The sequence below is a fragment of the Paraburkholderia sejongensis genome (genome assembly GCF_020880815.1).
Taxonomy (GTDB): domain Bacteria; phylum Pseudomonadota; class Gammaproteobacteria; order Burkholderiales; family Burkholderiaceae; genus Paraburkholderia; species Paraburkholderia sejongensis.
In genome coordinates this window covers 342,249-358,974 of the sequence record NZ_JAJITD010000003.1, presented here as the reverse complement: position 1 = coordinate 358,974, position 16,726 = coordinate 342,249, and the positions used below count along the sequence as shown (strand labels likewise).

Genomic DNA, 16,726 nt, shown 5'->3' with positions numbered 1-16,726 from the left:
TGCTGAGCCAGCAGTGTCGCGACCCATCGCGGGCCGATTTAACGGGTTGCCGCTGCGCAAGCAGCATTGGGACTTTGAATATGAGAAATCGATGCTTTCAGGATCGCGGCGGAGATGAAACACTTGCTGCTCGATCAGCACTCGCGACGATCATCGCAACGCGCCCGGCCCGTCATCGGGTCCGCTCGCGACATGCTTCGTCCTGTCCATCCAGATGGCCGACCTCGTCTCCACACCTGCAACGTATGACGCGCCGCATCCGCCTGCGCCTGCGCCGCACCCGAACGGCAACGCCCGCGCGCGCGCCGAGCCGCAGCAGATCGCAGCGGAACTCGCGACGCGTTTCGCGCTGAGCGCGGTCGAACGGGATCAGCGCGGCGGCACGCCGAAAGCCGAGCGCGACGCGCTGCGCGCGAGCGGCCTGCTCGCGCTCAGCATTCCGACCGCTTACGGCGGTCTCGGCGCGAGCTGGCGAACGACGCTCGATGTCGTGCGAATCATTGCCGGCGTCGACGGGTCGCTCGCGCACGTATTCGCGTTTCATCACCTGATGCTCGCGACGGTTCGGCTATTCGGCACCGAGCGACAGTGGGGCTCATGGTTCGAAAAGACCGCGCGTCACGACTGGTTCTGGGGCAACGCGCTCAATCCGCTCGACGATCGCACGCTCAGCCATAGCCGCGACGACTGGCTCGAGTTCTCCGGCCAGAAGAGCTTCTGCTCGGGCGCACTCGATTCGGAAATGCTGATCGCGTCCGCACGCGATGCGCGCACTAATGCGTTTCTGGTGGCCGCGGTGCCGACCCAACGCAGCGGCATCGCGATCGCCGACGATTGGGACAACATCGGCCAGCGTCAGACCGACAGCGGCACGGTGACCTTCGAGCGCGTGCGGGTCGATCATCATGAAGTGCTCGTCGATCCCGGCCCGCTGTCCACGCCGTTCGCATGCTTGCGGCCGCTGATCGCGCAACTGATCCTTGCGCACGTGTATCTCGGCATCGGCGAGGCCGCCTTCGAAGACGCGCGCCGTTACACGCTTAACGAAGCGCGTCCGTGGCCGGCGTCACAACTCGCGAGCGTCGGCGACGATCCGTACATACTCGCTCAGTACGGCGAATTCTGGGTCGGTCTCGAAGCGGTGCGCACGCTTGCCGCGCGCGCCGCCGACCGGCTCGACGACGCATGGGCGCGCGGCCTCGCGCTGAGCGAGAGCGAACGCGGAGAGGTCGCGCTGGCGGTGGCGACCGCGAAGGTTGCCGCCGCGCAGACGGGACTCGACATCTGTACGCGGATGTTCGATGTCGCCGGCGCGCGCGCCACCCACGGCTCGCTGCGGCTCGACCGCTACTGGCGCAATCTGCGCACTCACACGTTGCATGATCCGCTTGCCTACAAGATGCGCGAAATCGGCGAGTGGGCCCTCAAGCGAACCTATCCGACGCCGAGCTTTTACTCATGAACCCTTCTCTCTCCGACGTTTGGGCCGACGCGCTCGCCGCCCCGCCCTCGCCCGCCGGCGCGCTGCCCCACGTGTACAGCCTGCCCAATCCGCGCGGCCTGAGCACGTCGATTCGCGGGCGCGCGCAGGTGTTCGTCGATCCACGTTCTCTCGCGCTGCTGGAACGGGTGCAGATGGTCGCGCCGAGCGACGCGAACATTCTGATTGCCGGCGAGACCGGCACCGGCAAGGAGCTGATCGCCCGCCACGTGCATGCGCTCAGTCAGCGCAAGGACAAACCGTTCGTTGCGGTCAATTGCGGCGCATTCTCCGAGACGCTGGTCGAGAGCGAGCTGTTCGGCCATGAGAAAGGCGCGTTCACCGGCGCGTTCAGCGCCAAGCCCGGCTGGTTCGAAGCGGCGAACGGCGGCACGCTGTTTCTCGATGAGATCGGCGATCTGCCGCTGTCGATGCAGGTGAAACTGCTGCGCGTGCTGCAGGAACGCGAGGTGGTGCGGCTCGGTTCGCGGCAGAGCCTGCCGATCGACGTGCGCGCGCTGGCCGCGACCAACGTGCATCTGCCGCAGGCGGTCGCCGCCGGACATTTTCGCGGCGACCTGTACTACCGGCTCAACGTCGTTCAGCTGGACGTGCCGCGCCTGTGCGAGCGGCCCGGCGATATCCTGCCGCTCGCGCGCTACTTCATCGAAGACTATCGCAGCCGCCTCGGCTACGGTCCGCGCGAGATCGCGCCGCAAGCGGAGCGCAGGCTGCTCGCGCATCGCTGGCCGGGCAATATCCGCGAGCTGGAGAACGTGATCCATCACGCACTGCTGATCGGCCGTCACGACACGTTGCAGGAAGGCGATATGCAGCTTGCCGCGTTCGGCGCGCCCGCCAGCGAGCGGGTGGCCGGTCCCGATGTGTTGCCGGGCGATGCGCAGCAGGCACTCGAGGCCGCGCTGCGCGAGCTGCTGGAAAGCGAGCACGAGCATCTGTTCGAGGACATCGAGAACACCGTGATCAAGGTCGCGTATGAGTACAGCCACCGCAATCAGATTCAGGCGGCGCGGCTGCTGGGGATCAGCCGCAACGTGCTGCGGGCAAGGTTGATTCGCGCGAAGGAGATTGCCGCGCTCAAGTAGCGGCGTGCGCGTTATCGCATCGATGAGTAGCTGAGTAGCTGAGTAGCCGCGCGTCATGCGGCCCGTCCCTACGCGGGCCGCAGTCGTCGATTCGCGCTACGCGGCCGATTGCTCCGCTACCGGTTCCTCCACCGCCGCCGCCGCGCCGCCCGGCCCCGCTCCGATCTGCCACGCATAGGGCGGCTCCGTCCGGTTGATTTCCCAATCGCCGACGATCCGCGCCTTGTAGATCAGCGGGTTGTGCGAGGCCGCGGTGCGCGCGTTACGCCAGTGGCGATCGAGTCGACGGACCTCGCTGGTGCCGGACGCGCTGAGCGCATTGAACAGGTCAGTCGTCGCTTTCAGAATCAGCTCGGTGACGACGACCTGGGCGCGCGCCGAATCGAGTTCGGCCGCGATGTTGGCTTCGTGTTCGGCGTGCGCATCGCCGGCGAAACGGGCCTCGTACGCGCGCTGGGCGGCTTCGGCGGCTTGCACGGTCGCCGCCTCGGCAGCGAACACGCGTGCGCCGATTTCGCCGACCACCTGCTGCACCTGCGCATCGCGCGCCACCGACGGCGCATTGCCGTGACTGAAAATCCGCCGCCGCGCGCGGACCTCGTGCGATACGTCGCGCAGCGCGGCGCGGCCCACGCCGGTCAATACGGCCAGCAGCACGAGTTGATAGAACGCGGTCTGATATTTGAAGCGGGTCGAGAAATCGATGATGTGTTCCGCTTCGACGTGCGCCGAATCGAAACGGGTGGTGCCGCTGCCGGTCGAGCGTTGACCGAAACCGTCCCAGTCGTCGCTGCGGGTGACGCCGGGCTGGTCCGCGCGCACCGCGGCGATCACGTTGCGCCCGTCTTCGTCGAGCTGCGCGAAGACGTCGATCCAGTCGGCGAAAATCGTTCCGGTCGAGTAGTACTTTTCGCCGCTGATGATCCAGCGCTCGCCGTCGCGCGTGACGCGCGTCTGCACCTCGCCGATCGCGACGCTGCCGACTTCGGTCCACGCGTTCCCGACGATCTCGCCCGCGACGAAGCGCGCGAACCAGCGTTCGCGACTGGCGTCGGCGGGCGCATTGAGACGGTCTTCGACGAAAGCGAAATGTCCGCGCAGCGCTTGCGGCAGGTTGGAATCCGCTTCGCCGAGTTCGATCAGCAAGCGGATCAGATCGGGCAACGAAGCGCCGGCGCCGCCGGATTCGACCGGCACCCGCACCGCGCCGAAGCCCGCTTCCTTCAGCCACTGGATCGGCTCGTACGGTAGCGCGCGCCGTTGCTCGCGCTCAAGCGTGCCGGCCGCGATCCGCTCGAAGACCGGACGAAAGCGCGCGGCCAGTTGCTGATAATTCGCACCGCGGGACAGAGACGCCGACGCGGGAATGGATCGTTTTGTTTCAGGTTGACTCAGGGTAGCCATGTGGTCTCCGGGTGAAGGCGAGGCTCGATGGAGCCGCGCGGTTCGCTAACCGTTTGCACATTGCGTACCAGTGAGTCCACCCCGCGCGCAACGCGCGCATCCGGGGCTTTGCGGCCGGCACGCTGCTGTTCAGTCAGCAACGTGCTGGCGCTTCGCTGTTACAGCCGCACGCCGACCCGCGCTACTGCCCCCGCTCCCCATCGCGCAACAGCTCGCGCAGCTTGAACTTCTGCACCTTGCCGGCCGGCGTGACCGGCAGCGCATCGAGCACGAGCAAGCGTTCCGGCAGGTAATGCGCGGCCACCTTGTGCGACTTCAGAAACGCGACGAGCGCCGGCAGATCGAGCGGCTCGCCCGGCCGTGTGACGACCACCGCGCATGCCCGCTCGCCCAGTCTTCGATCCGGATACGCGACGAGCGCCGCCGCCGCGATCGCCGGATGCCGGTACAGCAACGCCTCGATCTCGACCACCGGAATGTTTTCGCCGCCGCGGATGACCACGTCCTTGCTGCGTCCGCTGATGCGGATATAGCCGTGCGCGTCGACGCGCGCGAGGTCGCCGGTATCGAACCAGCCGTCGGCATCGGTCGCGTTCAGATGCTCGCGATGCAGATAGCCGCCGAACGACGAGCACGAGCGCACCAGCAGATGGCCGGTCGCGCCTGCCGGCAACGGTGCGTGCTCGTCGTCGACGATGCGCAGCTCGACGCCGGGCAGCGGCGCGCCGTCGGTCGTGAACGCGCGCTCGTCGGGATCGTCGAGCCCGGTCAGCGTGACGGCGCCCATCTCGGTCATCCCCCAGGCCGACACGATCTTCGCGCCGAGCGCCGCGCGCGCCTGTTCGACCAGCGGCCCCGGAATCGGCGCGCCGGCACACAGGAAGGTCCGCAAGCTCGGCACGGCCGCTTGCGTTTCATGCACGCTCGCCGCCAGATCGGTCAGGAATACTGTCGATGCCATCGTGAAGGTCACGCTTTCGTCGCGGATCGTCTGAACCGCTTGCGCGGGCTGCCAGATATCCTGCAACACCGCGCGGGCGCCGAGCACGATCGGCATCATCAGCCCATACATGAAGCCGGTTTGATGCGCGAGCGGCGACGCCATCAACACGACGTCGTCCGCGCTCAGGCGCATCGCGTCGGCATACGGGACGATATTGGACAGCAGCGTGTTGGCCGTATGCATCACCCCTTTCGGCTCGCCGGTGGTGCCCGACGTATAGAGCAATTGCGTAACGTCATCGGGACCCGGACGATTGCGGGTCAGGATTTCGCGCGCATCCGCATCGCGCTCCCATTGCGGACCCGACAGCAGCGCTTCGAAACTGTTCGCGGCGGGTTTGCCGTCCGTTTCGCCGCCGACCACCACGACCTCGCGCAGATGCGGCAACTGCCGGCCAAGGCCCGCGATCATCCGCTCGTAGTCGAAGCCGCGAAACCGCTTCGGCACGATCATGATCTTGCTGCGGCTGTGGTTCAGCATGAACGACAGCTCGCGCTCCCGAAAAATCGGCATCAACGGATTGATCACCGCGCCGATGCGCGAGCAGGCCAGATAGGTCAGCGTGAACTCCCACCAGTTCGGCAATTGCATCGACACCACGTCGTTGCGTTGCACGCCGAGCCGCGCGAGACCGACCGCGATCCGGTCGGCCAGCGTCGCCATTTCGCGGTAGGTGAAGCGCGTGGCGGTGCCGTCCTCCAGCCGCATCGCGCTAAGCGCGAGCTGGTCGGGACGGGTCGTGAGACAGGCGTCGAGCGCGTCGTTGATGGTGCGCTCGGGCCACCACCCGCGCGCGATGCTCGTCTGCCGTCGCGGCGCGATCAGAACCGGGTCGAACTCCATGCGTGCGTCTCCGTTTTGTTATGGATGCCTGAGCAAGGATGCATGGGTTCAGGCCGGTACCGCGTCGCGCCCCGCGCGGGTGCGGGCGATGATCGTCTTCATGATCTGCGCGGTGCCGTCGCCGATCTGGAAGCCCAGCACGTCGCGCAGGCGTTGCTCCAGCGGACCGCGATCGTAGCCGCCGTGGCCGAACGACAGCAGGCATTGGTGCACGACGTCGTACGCGAGTTTCGGGCCCCACCACTTGCACATCGCCGCCTCGGCGGTGTGCGGCAAGCCGCGATCCTTCAGCCACAGCGTTTGTAGACAGAGCAGGCGCGCGGCCTCGACCTGGGTTTCGAAATCGGCGAGCGGATGCGACACGCCCTGAAACGCCGACAGCGGCTTGCCGAACGCTTCGCGCTGGGCGACGTAGTCCCAGGTTTCTTCGAGGCTGACTTTGGCGACCGCCAGCACCTGCAAGCCGATCAGCGCGCGCGAGAAGTCGAAGCCCTGCATCACCTGCACGAAGCCCTGCCCTTCTGCGCCGAGCAGATGGTCGACCGGCACTCGCACGTTCTCGAAGAACAGCGAGCCGCGGCCGATGGCGCGTTGGCCGTGACAGTCGAAGCGGTTGCGGGTGATGCCCGGCAGATCCATCGGCACCAGCAATGCGGACACGCCGCGCGCGCCCGCTTCGACACTGCCGGTGCGCGCGAACACGACCGCCGCATCGGCCTGGTCGGCGGCGGAAATCGAGGTCTTCTCGCCGTTCAGCACATAGTGGTCGCCGACCCGTTCCATCCGCAGACGCAGGTTCGCCGCATCCGAGCCGCCGCGCGGTTCGGTCAGCGCAATCGCGAACAGTGCGGTGCCTTGCGTGAGTTTTTCGAGCCACGGCCGCGCGATTTCGGGCGCCGCGTGCTGCGCGAGAATCTGGCCGTTGAGCGACGCGAGCAGGTTGATGTACGACAGGCTCAGATCGGCGCGCGCGATTTCCTCGTGGATCACGCCGGCCGCGAGGCAGCCGGTCCCCTGGCCGCCGTACTGCTCGGGCAATTCGGGCGCGATAAAACCCATCTGGCCCATCTCGCGCATCAGGTCGCGGTCGAGCGTGCGAGTCTTGTCGCGTTCGAGAAATCCCGGCGCGACGCGTTCGCGCGCAAACCGCCGCGCATGTTCGCCGAGCGCGACGAGGTCTTCATCGAGGTAGGGATTCATCATGGCTCCTGGCGCTCGTGGTCGGCTTGTTTCCCGTCTTATTTCGCGTACTTGCGGAACTCGGGCTTGCGCTTTTCCTGGAAGGCCTTCACGCCTTCGCGCGACTCTTCGGTGTCGTAGTAGAGCTTCAGCGCGTACATGCCCATGCCCGCGATACCCGCCTGATGCGCGGTGTCCATGTTGAACGAGCGCTTCGCGATCGCGATCGCGGTCGGGCTCTTTTCCATGATCTCGTCGCACCACTTCTGCACTTCGGCGTCCAGTTGTTCGTGCGGCACGACCGCGTTGACGAGGCCCATCGCGAGCGCCTCGCTGGCCGGGTAGCGGCGGCACAGATACCAGATCTCACGCGCCTTTTTCTCGCCGACCACGCGCGCGAGGAACGCGGTGCCGTAGCCGGGGTCGACCGAGCCGACCTTCGGGCCGGCCTGCGCGAACACCGCTTTTTCCGACGCGATCGTGAAGTCGCAAATCGTGCACAGCACGTTGCCGCCGCCGACCGCGAAGCCCTGCACGCGCGCGATCACCGGTTTGGGCACGTCGCGAATCGCGTTGTGCAACTCTTCCATCGGCAGGCCGATCGTGCCGCGGCCATCGTACTGCCCTTCGTGCGACGACTGATCGCCGCCGGTGCAGAACGCGCGCTCGCCCGCGCCGGCCAGCACGATCACGCCGACTTCGCGCGCGTAGCCGGCCTTGTTCAGCGCGTGAATCAGTTCATCGCAGGTGCGGCCGCGAAACGCGTTCATCTTCTCCGGACGGTTGATCGTGATCCACGCCGCGCCGTTGCGCACTTCGTAAAGGATGTCTTCGTAGTTCATCGTCACTTCCCTGGTAATGTGAATTCAGCCGTGAATTCAACCCGCCATGGTCAGGCCGCCCGACACGCTGAGCACCTGGCCGGTGATGTAGCCGGCGTCGTCGCTGGCGAAGAACACCACCGCGCCCGGCAGGTCGTTGGGCTGGCCGATGCGGCCGAGCGGAATCGAGCGCTGGAACGCTTCCATCAGCTTCTCGGGGTTGCCGGCGCCTTCCTTGTATTCGGCGAACAGCGCGGTATCGGTCGGGCCGGGGCACACGACGTTCACGGTGATGCCGTGGCGCGCATGCTCGCGCGCGATGGTCTTCGAAAACGATACGAGCCCGCCCTTGCAGGCCGCGTACACCGCTTCGCCCGACGAGCCGACCCGCGCCGCATCCGATGCGATATTGACGATGCGCCCGGCCTTGCGCTGCACCATGCCCGGCAGCACGGCGTGATGCATATGCAGCGCGCCGGTCAGATTGATCGCGATCAGCCGCTCCCATTGAGACGGTTCGGTCTTGACGAACGGCCTGAAGACGTCCCAGCCGGCGTTGTTGACCAGCACGTCGACCGGGCCGAGTCTCGCTTCGGTGGCCGCGACGGCCGCGTCGACATCCGCGCGCTGGGTGATATCGCAGCGCAGTGCTTCGGCTTGGCCGCCGGCGGCGCGAATCGCGCCGACCACTTTTTCGGCGGCCTCGATCGAGAGGTCCAGCACCGCCACCCGCGCGCCTTCGGCCGCGAAGCGCCGGCAGGTCGCCCCCCCGATCCCGCCACCGCCGCCGGTCACGATGACCGTCTTGCCTTCGAGTCTTTGCACAATCGTCTCCGTCGGTTGTCAGGGTTACCATTGGCGCTGCGAAGAAATCGTCCGCACCGCCTAGATATGTAAATATATTGACGTATAGTAGGCGGCGTGAGCGGCGACTACAAGAACGGCGGTATCAGGAGAATCCCTTGGTCAAGCAGCGAAAAAATGACGTATCGGTGAAGCTGGAACTGGCTAACCGGCTCTTTTTCCGGTTGTACCAGTGTGCAAATATGTTGCATAAAACCGGCACGCGAGCAGTGGAAGCGGAGGGGCTGACCACCCAGCAATGGGCGGTGCTGGGCGCGCTATCGCGGCCCGAAGCGGAGCACGGGATGAGTGTCGGCGGACTGGCCAGCTATCTGATGGTGAGCCGGCAGAATCTGTCGGGGCTGATCAGCCGGATGGAGCGCGACGGCCATCTGAGCGCGACGGCCGACGGCCAGGACCGCCGCTCGCGCCGGATCACGATGACGGAGTCAGGCCGCAAGCTGTGGGTGCAGCAGGCGACGCCGAAGATCCACGACTACTACGAGCAGGTGCTGAGCAATTTTTCGACGGACGATGTCACGCATACGTTGCACTATCTGCTCAAGCTGCTCGACAACATGAAGCGGCTCGATGAGGGCGGGAAAGATGCCGAGGGGAGCGAGGAGGATTGATCGGAAGCGTTTATTGTCCGTCGCAGGGCGACCCGGTACTCACCCAATGCCGCGCCCTCATCCTCCTTCAAACGGCGGCAACGCCGCCACCGCTTCCGCAAAGCAATCGATCAGATAATCGCAAGCCGCCGTATTCAACGCATCACGCCGCGACACGATCCCGACAGTCACCTGCGGTAAACTCTCCGCGACCGGAATCGCGACCACCGCCGCGTTGAACCACGGCGATTCGAGAAAGCTCTGCGGGCAGCACGACAGCAGATCGCTGTTGGCCGACATCGAAAAACTGCCGCTGAACGAGCTGCACTCCATCACCACGCGCGGCGCGCCCGCGCCCATATCGACGAAGTAATCCTGCAGCACTCGCCCGATGCTTTCCGGCGTCGTGTTCAACATCCATTGCGCGCCGCCGAGTTCGAAGATCGAGCGGGCGTCGGCGAGCGGATGGCCCTTGCGCGCGGAGATCATCAGCCGTGCTTCGAGCAGCGGCCGGAACTGGAATTCGTTCGACAGTTTGCTGTCGTCGAGCACCACGATCGCGAAGTCGAGCGTGCCGTCGCGCACGCCGGCCATCGCCTGGGTGAGAAAGCCTTCGTGCACCGACAGCCGCGTCGTCGTCATGCGCTGTCTGAACATCCGGATCGCGCGCGGCAGGTACTTCAGCGATATCAGCGGGGTCACCGCGCACGACACTACGCCGCCTTCTGTTCCCGAGAGCCGGTAGACGTCGTCGCGCGCATGCTGCATCTCCGCGAGGATCAGTTTCGCGCGCGTATAGATCGCGCGGCCGAACGGCGTCAGTTGCGCGCCGCGCGCGCTGCGCGCGACCAGCGTCACGCCGAGGTCCTGTTCGAGTTCGCGGATCGCCTTGGTGAGGGCCGGTTGCGACAGACAGACGGTTTTCGCCGCTGCGCGCAGGCTGCCATGCTCGGCAATCGCGACGAGCGCGCGTAGCTGGTTGTGCTTCAAGTCTGGAAATCCGCGATGAATAACGAACAGATGCCCGGAGCAACCTCCAGGCGCAAGAACGGGCCATGTTACCGCAGAGCCCCTGCCCGGACCATGCGGCATAGCCCGAATTTCGACGGATCCCCGCACGCGCGATAACCATCTGTTATCACGATCAGAAAAAGCAAAGCGGTGACTTTATTTTGTCCTCCTAGACTCTTGCTGTCGCCGCGCCGCCGCTCTTCTTTCCACCTGTCCCGACGGAATAAACCGCCATGTACGACACGCCGAATACCGCTTGTTCCGCTACCGCTCATCGCGCCACCGGCATCGACTCGTTATGCGAACTGTCCGCGCTCGCGTTGCTCGACCTGCAACGCAAGCGCGAAGTGAGCGCGGTCGAAATCCTCGACGCTCACCTCGCCCGCATCGACGCGGTCAATCCGCAAATCAACGCGCTCGTCACGCTCGGCGATAGCGAGCAATTGCGCGCCCGCGCCCGGCAGATCGACACGCGCTGGGCGGCCGGCGAATGGCAAGGCGTGCTGCACGGACTGCCGGTGTCGCAGAAAGACCTGACCGCGACGGGCGGGGTGCGCACCACCTATGGTTCGAAAGTGTTCGAGCATCACGTGCCCGAGCGGAGCGCGCTGGTCGCGCGGCGCTGCGATGCGGCGGGCGCGCTGATGATCGGCAAATCGAACACGCCCGAATTCGGCGCCGGCTCCCACACGTTCAACGACGTGTTCGGCGTCACCCGCAACCCCTGGGATCCGAGCAAGTCGGCGGGCGGCAGCAGCGGCGGCGCGGCGGCCTCGCTCGCAGCCGGGATGAATCCGCTCGCGTGCGGCAGCGACATGGGCGGTTCGCTGCGCAATCCGGCTGCGTGGAACGGCGTCGTCGGTCTGCGGCCGTCGCCGGGCCGGGTGCCGCGCGCGCCCGATCTGAACGGCTGGGCGACGCTCGGCGTCGACGGTCCGATGGCGCGCAACGTCGCCGACACCGCGCTGCTGCTCAGCGCGATCGCGGGTCCGAGCGGCGAAACCGCGACCGAACTCTACGAGCCCGGCGCAACTTTCGCGCGGCCGCTGGAGCGCGATTTTCGCGGCGTGCGGGTGGCGTTCTCGGAGAGTCTCGCGGGGCTCGCGGTGGACCCGGAAATCCGCCGCACGGTACACGCGCAGGCGGCGGTGTTCGAAGCGCTCGGCTGCGAAGTCGTGTTCGCCGACCCGGACCTCGCGGACGCCGAGGAAGTGTTCCGGATCGAGCGCGCGTGGATGATCGGCACGCTGGTCCAGCAACTCGACGCCGACGCGCAGTCGCTGCTCAAGCCCGAGATCGACGACGAATGCCGGCTGCACCGCTCGCTGAGCGCGGCCGATCTCGGTCAGATGTTCGTGCGCAAGAGCGCGTTGTTCCAGCGGATGCGCGCGTTCACGAACGAGCATCCGTTCTACGTGCTGCCGGCCACGCAGATGCATCCGTTCGACGCGTCGCTGCGCTGGCCCGCGTCGTTCATGGGCGAGCGCTATACGTCGTACATCGACTGGATGCGAATCTGCTGGTATCTGTCCGTGACCGAAGCGCCGGTGCTCGCGGTGCCGTGCGGCTTCAGCGCAACGGGGTTGCCGATCGGCATGCAGATCGCCGGCCGCTATCGCGACGACTGGGGCGTGCTGCAACTGGGCCATGCGTACGAGCAGGCGGCCGCGCATAGCCGGGTACGGCCGCCGCTGACCGGCGCGTAACGGCGCATAACAGCGCGGCGGCAGCAGTTCCGAGGTGCCGCGCGCGCCGCCGCTTCGTTGCGAGCGGCGGCGCGCCGAAGTCAAAGGGGGTTAGCCGCGTCCGGCGTCGGACGCGAATCGAGCGTCAGTTGCATGAACGCGAGATCGAGCCACTTGCCGAACTTCATGCCGACTTCGTTCAGCCGGCCGACGTGCGTGAAGCCGAGCTTTTCGTGCAGCTGGATCGAACCGGTGTTGTTCGCCTCGATGCCGGCGACCATCACATGTTTGCCGATCGCGCGCGCCCGTTCGATCAGCGCCTCCATCAGCGCCCGGCCAATCCCCTTGCCGCGCGCGTCGCCATGCACATACACCGAATGCTCGACGGTGTGACGATAGCCGTCGAACGCGCGCCAGTCGCCGAACGATGCGTAGCCGAGCGTCACGCCCTGCTCGTCGAGCGCGACCAGCACCGGATAGCCGGCTTTCTGACGATCCGCGAGCCATGCCGCGCGGTTCGCGAGATCGACCACCTTGTCGTTCCAGATGGCCGTCGTGTTGGCCACCGCGTCGTTGTAAATCGCGGTGATACGTTCGAGATCGGGCGCGCCCGCGTCGCGGATTTCCATGGTGAAGACTCCCCAGTCGGTCTACTATATTGCCGCGATGGTACACGATAATGGACGGCCCGAGCGGTCTGCATCTTGCTCGTTATGGTCCAAGCTCGGGAACCGCGCCGGTTCGATACCGACGAGGAGAACGACTCATGAGGGGCAAGGCCGGGCGCCACGCGTCAACCACGCCTCGCGCGATCTATTACGCGCTCGCTTCGAATCTCGCGGTCGCGGCCTGCAAGTTCGGCGCCGCCTTCTACACCAACTCGGGAGCCGCGTTCGCCGAGGCGGTCCACTCCAGCGTCGACTGTCTGAACCAGCTTGCGCTGCTGTTCGGCCATCGCGCGGCGCGCGCCGCGCCCGACGAGCAACATCCGCTCGGTTTCGGCCGCGAGACCTATGTGTACGGGATGCTGGTGGCGATGCAGCTGTTTATCGGCGGGGGCGTTGCGTCGATCGCGTTCGGCATTTATCGGGCGGTGCATCATTCGGCGCTCGAACACCCGCTGCTGGCGATCGGCGTGTTGTGCGCGTCGGGCGTGATCGAGGCGTTCGCGCTCAGAGCGTCGATTCGCACGATCGACCCGCGCCATCGCGCCAAAGGGCTGCTGCACTGGTTCAAGGAAAGCGGCCGGCCGTGATGCTGTCGGTCAGCGAGGACGTCGCCGCGCTCGCCGGCGTGCTGGTGTCGCTGCTCGCGCTCGGCATTGCCGTGCTGACCGGCGATCCGCTTTACGATGCGCTCGGCAGCATCGGCGTCGGTCTGGTGCTGATGGCCACCGCGCTGTTCTCGATGCGCGAGATCAAATCGCTGCTGGTCGGCGAAGCGGCGCACCGGCACATCCGCGAAGAGATGCACGCGTGGCTGGAAGCTCGTCCCGAAGTTCGACGCATCGTCAGTCTGATCGCGCTGAAGTGGTCGGACGATCTGGTGATCGCGATTCAGGCCGAGCTCGAACCGCAGCGCAGCGCGAGCGAGCTGGTGCGCACGATCGACCGGCTCGAGAACGACCTGAAGCAGCGCTTCCCGGCGGCGCGATGGATCTTCTTCGAGCCCGAGTTGCGGGAGCACGGCCGCGAGCCGTTGTAGCCGGCGGCTCGCGTGTTCTGGTGCCAACGACGACGAACAGGCTCAGCGCGTTTGCGCGTCGATCTGTTGCCGCAGGTGCTTTTCCTGTTCCTGGAGCTCCGGCGTGAAAGCCTCGCCGAAATCCGCGGGTTCGAAAAAAGGCCGGATTTCGATGTCCGAATCGCTGACCATCGGATTCGGGCAACGCTTGACCCACTCGATTGCTTCGTCCATCGACTTCACCTGCCACAGCCAGTACCCGGCGATCAGCTCCTTGGTTTCGGCGAACGGGCCGTCGATCACGGTGCGCTCCTTGCCCGAAAACCGCACGCGCACGCCGGCCGAACTCGGCTTCAGCCCGTCGCCGCCCTGCATGATCCCGGCGTTGACCAGTTCCTCGTTGTATTTGCCCATCGCCTCGATGAGCTCCATGCTCGGCATCTGCCCGGCTTCGGATTCGGGGCTTGCCTTGACGATCACCATGACACGCATTCGGTTTCTCCTTTGACGTCGATATCGTGTGAAGGCTCCCGCGCCTTCCGGGACTACGACGAATGATCGGATCAGAAATCGACACGCGCAAGTCGGGACGACGCTCGGCGTCACGCAACTTTGCGTCGGGCACAGCTGATGCGTCGATTCCGATGTCGCGGCCGCGCGTACGGCGCCTGGATCGAAGTTCGCGCGCGCGGCGGCGCGGCGGTTTACCAGGCGACGTTTCTTCAAGGAGGCCAGCCATGAATCAACCCGATCAACCCATCAGCGAATCCGGCGCGCCATCCGCGCGCACCAGCAGCGCGCCGGCCTACGGCCCGGGCCCTGACGTAATGGCCGCGGCGACGCTCGCGGGCCGCACCGTACTGAGCGCGGACGGCGACGACGTCGGCAAGATCAAGGACATCATGCTGGACGTGCGCGGCGGCCGGATCGCGTACGCGGTGCTGGCGAGCGGCGGCTTTCTCGGCATCGGCGGCAAGCTGCTGGCGATCCCGTGGCCGTCGCTGACGCTTGACACCGCGCGCGACTGGTTCGTGCTGTCGGCGTCGACCGAGCAGGTCCGGCAGGCGCCGGGCTTCGACAAGGACCACTGGCCGGCGATGGCCGACCCGGACTGGGCGACCCACGTGCATGCGTACTATCACGCGCGTCCTTACTGGATCCGGCGTGCGGAAGCGCCGCTCGACGAACGCGGCGATCTGCGCATCGGCGAGAGTGTCGGCGACGCACCGGACTCGCCGGAGCGCGGCGATGTGAAGCTATAGCAACGGCGACGAAGATCGCGGTCGGCGCGCGCCACCACCTGAGTGCGTCGTTTCAAGTCCCGATCGACAGATAAACGAGCACCGTCGGCGACTTCGAACCGCCCGGGGACGGCGCGCGCAACGGCGCGCCATAGGTGCAGCGCAAATCGACATGGCGCGACCAGCGAAAGCGCAGTCCCGCGCCGACACCCGCGAGCAGTCCCGGATTGTTCTCGGCCGGCTGATCGATGCGGTTCCACACGTGCCCGGCATCGAAAAAGACGAACGGTTGCACGACGGCATCGCTCGCGCCGAACGCGATCGCCGGCGCGCGCAACTCAGTCTGCAAATTCCAGCCGCGATCGCCGAGCACGACATACGGGTCGTAGCCGCGCACGCTCGATTCGCCGCCGAGCCCCATCTCTTCGCTCGGCAACAAGGTATTGGGCGTCCACTGGAACACGCCGTTCGCCGACAACGTGAAGCCGGCGCCCAGCGCGACGCCGCCCGCCGCGCTCAGTTGCAGGTACGTATAGCGGGCGGTCGCGCCCTGACGGGCGGCGTTGAACGCGGCATCGCGATTGTCGCGGTCGAACGCGCCGGGACTCGCAACGAGCGTCGCCGACGCATGCGCGGTCCCCGTTGCGGTCGGCTTGCTGATGTCGTACGTCAGCAGAAACTGATGAATATGGGTGTTCGAATTGAACACCTGAAAGCCGCCGAATTCGAGGTCGTTGTTGCTGCGCTTGTAGTCGTAGCCCAATTGCAGCAACTGGGTCGTGTCGGTGATGCCCGGCAGCCGCAGGTCGTAGCGGAAACTGAGCTGCGCGGAGATGCCGGTTTGCCCATACGCATCGGGCAGCCGCGGTGCGCTTTGCGCATACACGCCGAACAGTTCGATGCTGTCGAGCCACGGCAGCGGCGCGGTGTAGCTCAGCGCATGCGCGGTAAAACGGGTGCGATTGCTGTGGCCCGCAGTCTCCGGATTGCCACTGAAGATGTCGTCGCTGGCTGTGAATTGATAGGCAATCTGCTGATCGAGACCGAACAGATTGCCGTAGCCGAGGCCCGCAAAAAAGCGGTTGCGGCCGAGGTCGGGCACGCCCGCGTTGTCGTATCCGAGGTTCGCGCGCAGCGGCAGGCGGTCTTCCGTTTGCAGCAGTACGTCGGTCGTATTCGGGGCGTCGCCGGGCGCGAACACCGCATCGACGCGCCGGTATGGATTCGCGTTGAGCACCGCGAGGCCCAACGACACGTCCGACTGCGGGATCGGTGCGCCGGCCGCGAGCGGCATCTCGCGTTCGAGCAGCGCGCTCGAAAAATAGCGGTTGCCGCTTGCGCGAATCCGGCCGAGCTTGAATTGCGCAACGTCGATCCGCACCACGCCCGCGCTGACATCCTGCTCGGGGACGTAGACATCGACGAGCGGTTGACCCGCCGCCCGGTAATGCTCGATCACCGCACGGCGAATCTCGGCGAGTCGGCCGAAACTCAGCGGTCGATCGAGGTCGGCCGCGAACTGCTGGAGGAACGCGGCATCGAGTACCGGCAGTGCGTCGGCGACGATACGTTGCTGCGGGGTCGGCGCTGCCGCGCTTGCTGTCGCGCTTGTTGCCGATGTCCCCGCGGCTTCGAACACGAGTCCCGCGAGCCGTTCGACCGCGATCCGCCCGGCGTCGGCCGGGGCCGGCGCCGAAGGTTGCGCCGGCGCGGCGCGCGGCGCTTGCGGCGCGGGTTGCGGAGCGACATCGCGCCATGCCTGGGCCGCGGCGGGCGCGCCATGCAGCAATGCCGCGACACATGGCAGGACGCGCAG

At 66.3% G+C, this 16,726-nt stretch carries 16 protein-coding genes; 7 read left to right on the top strand and 9 right to left on the bottom strand.

The window, feature by feature from the left end:
* The first annotated feature begins 214 nt into the window (after nucleotides 1-214).
* Both LJ656_RS07795 and LJ656_RS07790 read left to right on the top strand, forming a co-directional pair.
* Nucleotides 215-1,462: an acyl-CoA dehydrogenase family protein gene (locus LJ656_RS07795; protein ID WP_230508689.1), complete on the top strand. Its 1,248-nt coding sequence runs from the start codon at nucleotides 215-217 to the stop codon at nucleotides 1,460-1,462.
* On the top strand, nucleotides 1,459-2,586 hold the full coding sequence (locus LJ656_RS07790; protein WP_230508688.1) for a sigma-54 interaction domain-containing protein: 1,128 nt from the start codon (nucleotides 1,459-1,461) through the stop codon (nucleotides 2,584-2,586). The genes LJ656_RS07795 and LJ656_RS07790 overlap by 4 nt, the downstream gene beginning before the upstream one ends.
* 96 nt (nucleotides 2,587-2,682) lie before the next feature.
* Here LJ656_RS07790 and LJ656_RS07785 read toward each other — a convergent pair whose 3' ends face one another.
* The 5 genes from LJ656_RS07785 to badH form a co-directional block, all read right to left on the bottom strand.
* Nucleotides 2,683-3,990: an acyl-CoA dehydrogenase family protein gene (locus tag LJ656_RS07785; RefSeq protein ID WP_230508687.1), complete on the bottom strand. Its 1,308-nt coding sequence runs from the start codon at nucleotides 3,988-3,990 to the stop codon at nucleotides 2,683-2,685.
* Nucleotides 3,991-4,171: 181 nt separating this feature from the next.
* On the bottom strand, nucleotides 4,172-5,836 hold the full coding sequence (aliA, locus tag LJ656_RS07780) for a cyclohexanecarboxylate-CoA ligase (RefSeq protein ID WP_230508686.1): 1,665 nt from the start codon (nucleotides 5,834-5,836) through the stop codon (nucleotides 4,172-4,174).
* Nucleotides 5,837-5,884: 48 nt separating this feature from the next.
* Nucleotides 5,885-7,036, bottom strand: coding sequence for a cyclohexanecarboxyl-CoA dehydrogenase (gene aliB, locus LJ656_RS07775; RefSeq protein WP_230508869.1), 1,152 nt, complete (start codon nucleotides 7,034-7,036; stop codon nucleotides 5,885-5,887).
* A 38-nt stretch (nucleotides 7,037-7,074) separates the two neighbouring features.
* Nucleotides 7,075-7,857: a 2-ketocyclohexanecarboxyl-CoA hydrolase gene (gene badI / locus LJ656_RS07770; RefSeq protein WP_230508685.1), complete on the bottom strand. Its 783-nt coding sequence runs from the start codon at nucleotides 7,855-7,857 to the stop codon at nucleotides 7,075-7,077.
* Nucleotides 7,858-7,893: 36 nt separating this feature from the next.
* The gene (badH, locus tag LJ656_RS07765; protein ID WP_230508684.1) at nucleotides 7,894-8,661 is read right to left on the bottom strand and encodes a 2-hydroxycyclohexanecarboxyl-CoA dehydrogenase; all 768 of its coding nucleotides are present in this window, start codon (nucleotides 8,659-8,661) and stop codon (nucleotides 7,894-7,896) included.
* Between the two features lie 221 nt (nucleotides 8,662-8,882).
* On the opposite strand from badH, the gene LJ656_RS07760 reads away from it, so the two are divergent.
* Nucleotides 8,883-9,311 (top strand): MarR family transcriptional regulator, encoded by a 429-nt coding sequence (locus tag LJ656_RS07760; RefSeq protein WP_230508683.1) that lies wholly within the window; start codon nucleotides 8,883-8,885, stop codon nucleotides 9,309-9,311.
* Between the two features lie 57 nt (nucleotides 9,312-9,368).
* Here LJ656_RS07760 and LJ656_RS07755 read toward each other — a convergent pair whose 3' ends face one another.
* Nucleotides 9,369-10,280, bottom strand: a complete 912-nt coding sequence (locus LJ656_RS07755; protein ID WP_230508682.1) for a LysR substrate-binding domain-containing protein — start codon at nucleotides 10,278-10,280, stop codon at nucleotides 9,369-9,371.
* 254 nt (nucleotides 10,281-10,534) lie between these two features.
* Between LJ656_RS07755 and LJ656_RS07750 the strand changes: the two genes are divergently transcribed.
* The gene (locus LJ656_RS07750) at nucleotides 10,535-12,007 is read left to right on the top strand and encodes an amidase (protein ID WP_230508681.1); all 1,473 of its coding nucleotides are present in this window, start codon (nucleotides 10,535-10,537) and stop codon (nucleotides 12,005-12,007) included.
* An 80-nt stretch (nucleotides 12,008-12,087) separates the two neighbouring features.
* Here LJ656_RS07750 and LJ656_RS07745 read toward each other — a convergent pair whose 3' ends face one another.
* Entirely contained in the window at nucleotides 12,088-12,615 is a 528-nt protein-coding gene (locus LJ656_RS07745) for a GNAT family N-acetyltransferase (RefSeq protein ID WP_230508680.1), read from the bottom strand.
* Between the two features lie 137 nt (nucleotides 12,616-12,752).
* On the opposite strand from LJ656_RS07745, the gene LJ656_RS07740 reads away from it, so the two are divergent.
* Together LJ656_RS07740 and LJ656_RS07735 are read left to right on the top strand one after the other, a co-directional pair.
* The gene (locus LJ656_RS07740) at nucleotides 12,753-13,241 is read left to right on the top strand and encodes a cation diffusion facilitator family transporter (protein WP_230508679.1); all 489 of its coding nucleotides are present in this window, start codon (nucleotides 12,753-12,755) and stop codon (nucleotides 13,239-13,241) included.
* Entirely contained in the window at nucleotides 13,238-13,690 is a 453-nt protein-coding gene (locus LJ656_RS07735) for a cation diffusion facilitator family transporter (RefSeq protein ID WP_230508678.1), read from the top strand. The genes LJ656_RS07740 and LJ656_RS07735 overlap by 4 nt, the downstream gene beginning before the upstream one ends.
* 42 nt (nucleotides 13,691-13,732) lie before the next feature.
* On the opposite strand, the gene LJ656_RS07730 is transcribed toward LJ656_RS07735, so the two are convergent.
* Nucleotides 13,733-14,161: a YciI family protein gene (locus LJ656_RS07730; RefSeq protein WP_230508677.1), complete on the bottom strand. Its 429-nt coding sequence runs from the start codon at nucleotides 14,159-14,161 to the stop codon at nucleotides 13,733-13,735.
* Nucleotides 14,162-14,406: 245 nt separating this feature from the next.
* Here LJ656_RS07730 and LJ656_RS07725 point away from each other — a divergent pair, with 245 nt between their 5' ends.
* Nucleotides 14,407-14,931 (top strand): PRC-barrel domain-containing protein, encoded by a 525-nt coding sequence (locus LJ656_RS07725; RefSeq protein ID WP_230508676.1) that lies wholly within the window; start codon nucleotides 14,407-14,409, stop codon nucleotides 14,929-14,931.
* Between the two features lie 52 nt (nucleotides 14,932-14,983).
* On the opposite strand, the gene LJ656_RS07720 is transcribed toward LJ656_RS07725, so the two are convergent.
* Nucleotides 14,984-16,699 (bottom strand): ShlB/FhaC/HecB family hemolysin secretion/activation protein, encoded by a 1,716-nt coding sequence (locus LJ656_RS07720; RefSeq protein ID WP_230508675.1) that lies wholly within the window; start codon nucleotides 16,697-16,699, stop codon nucleotides 14,984-14,986.
* Between the last annotated feature and the right edge of the window lie 27 nt (nucleotides 16,700-16,726).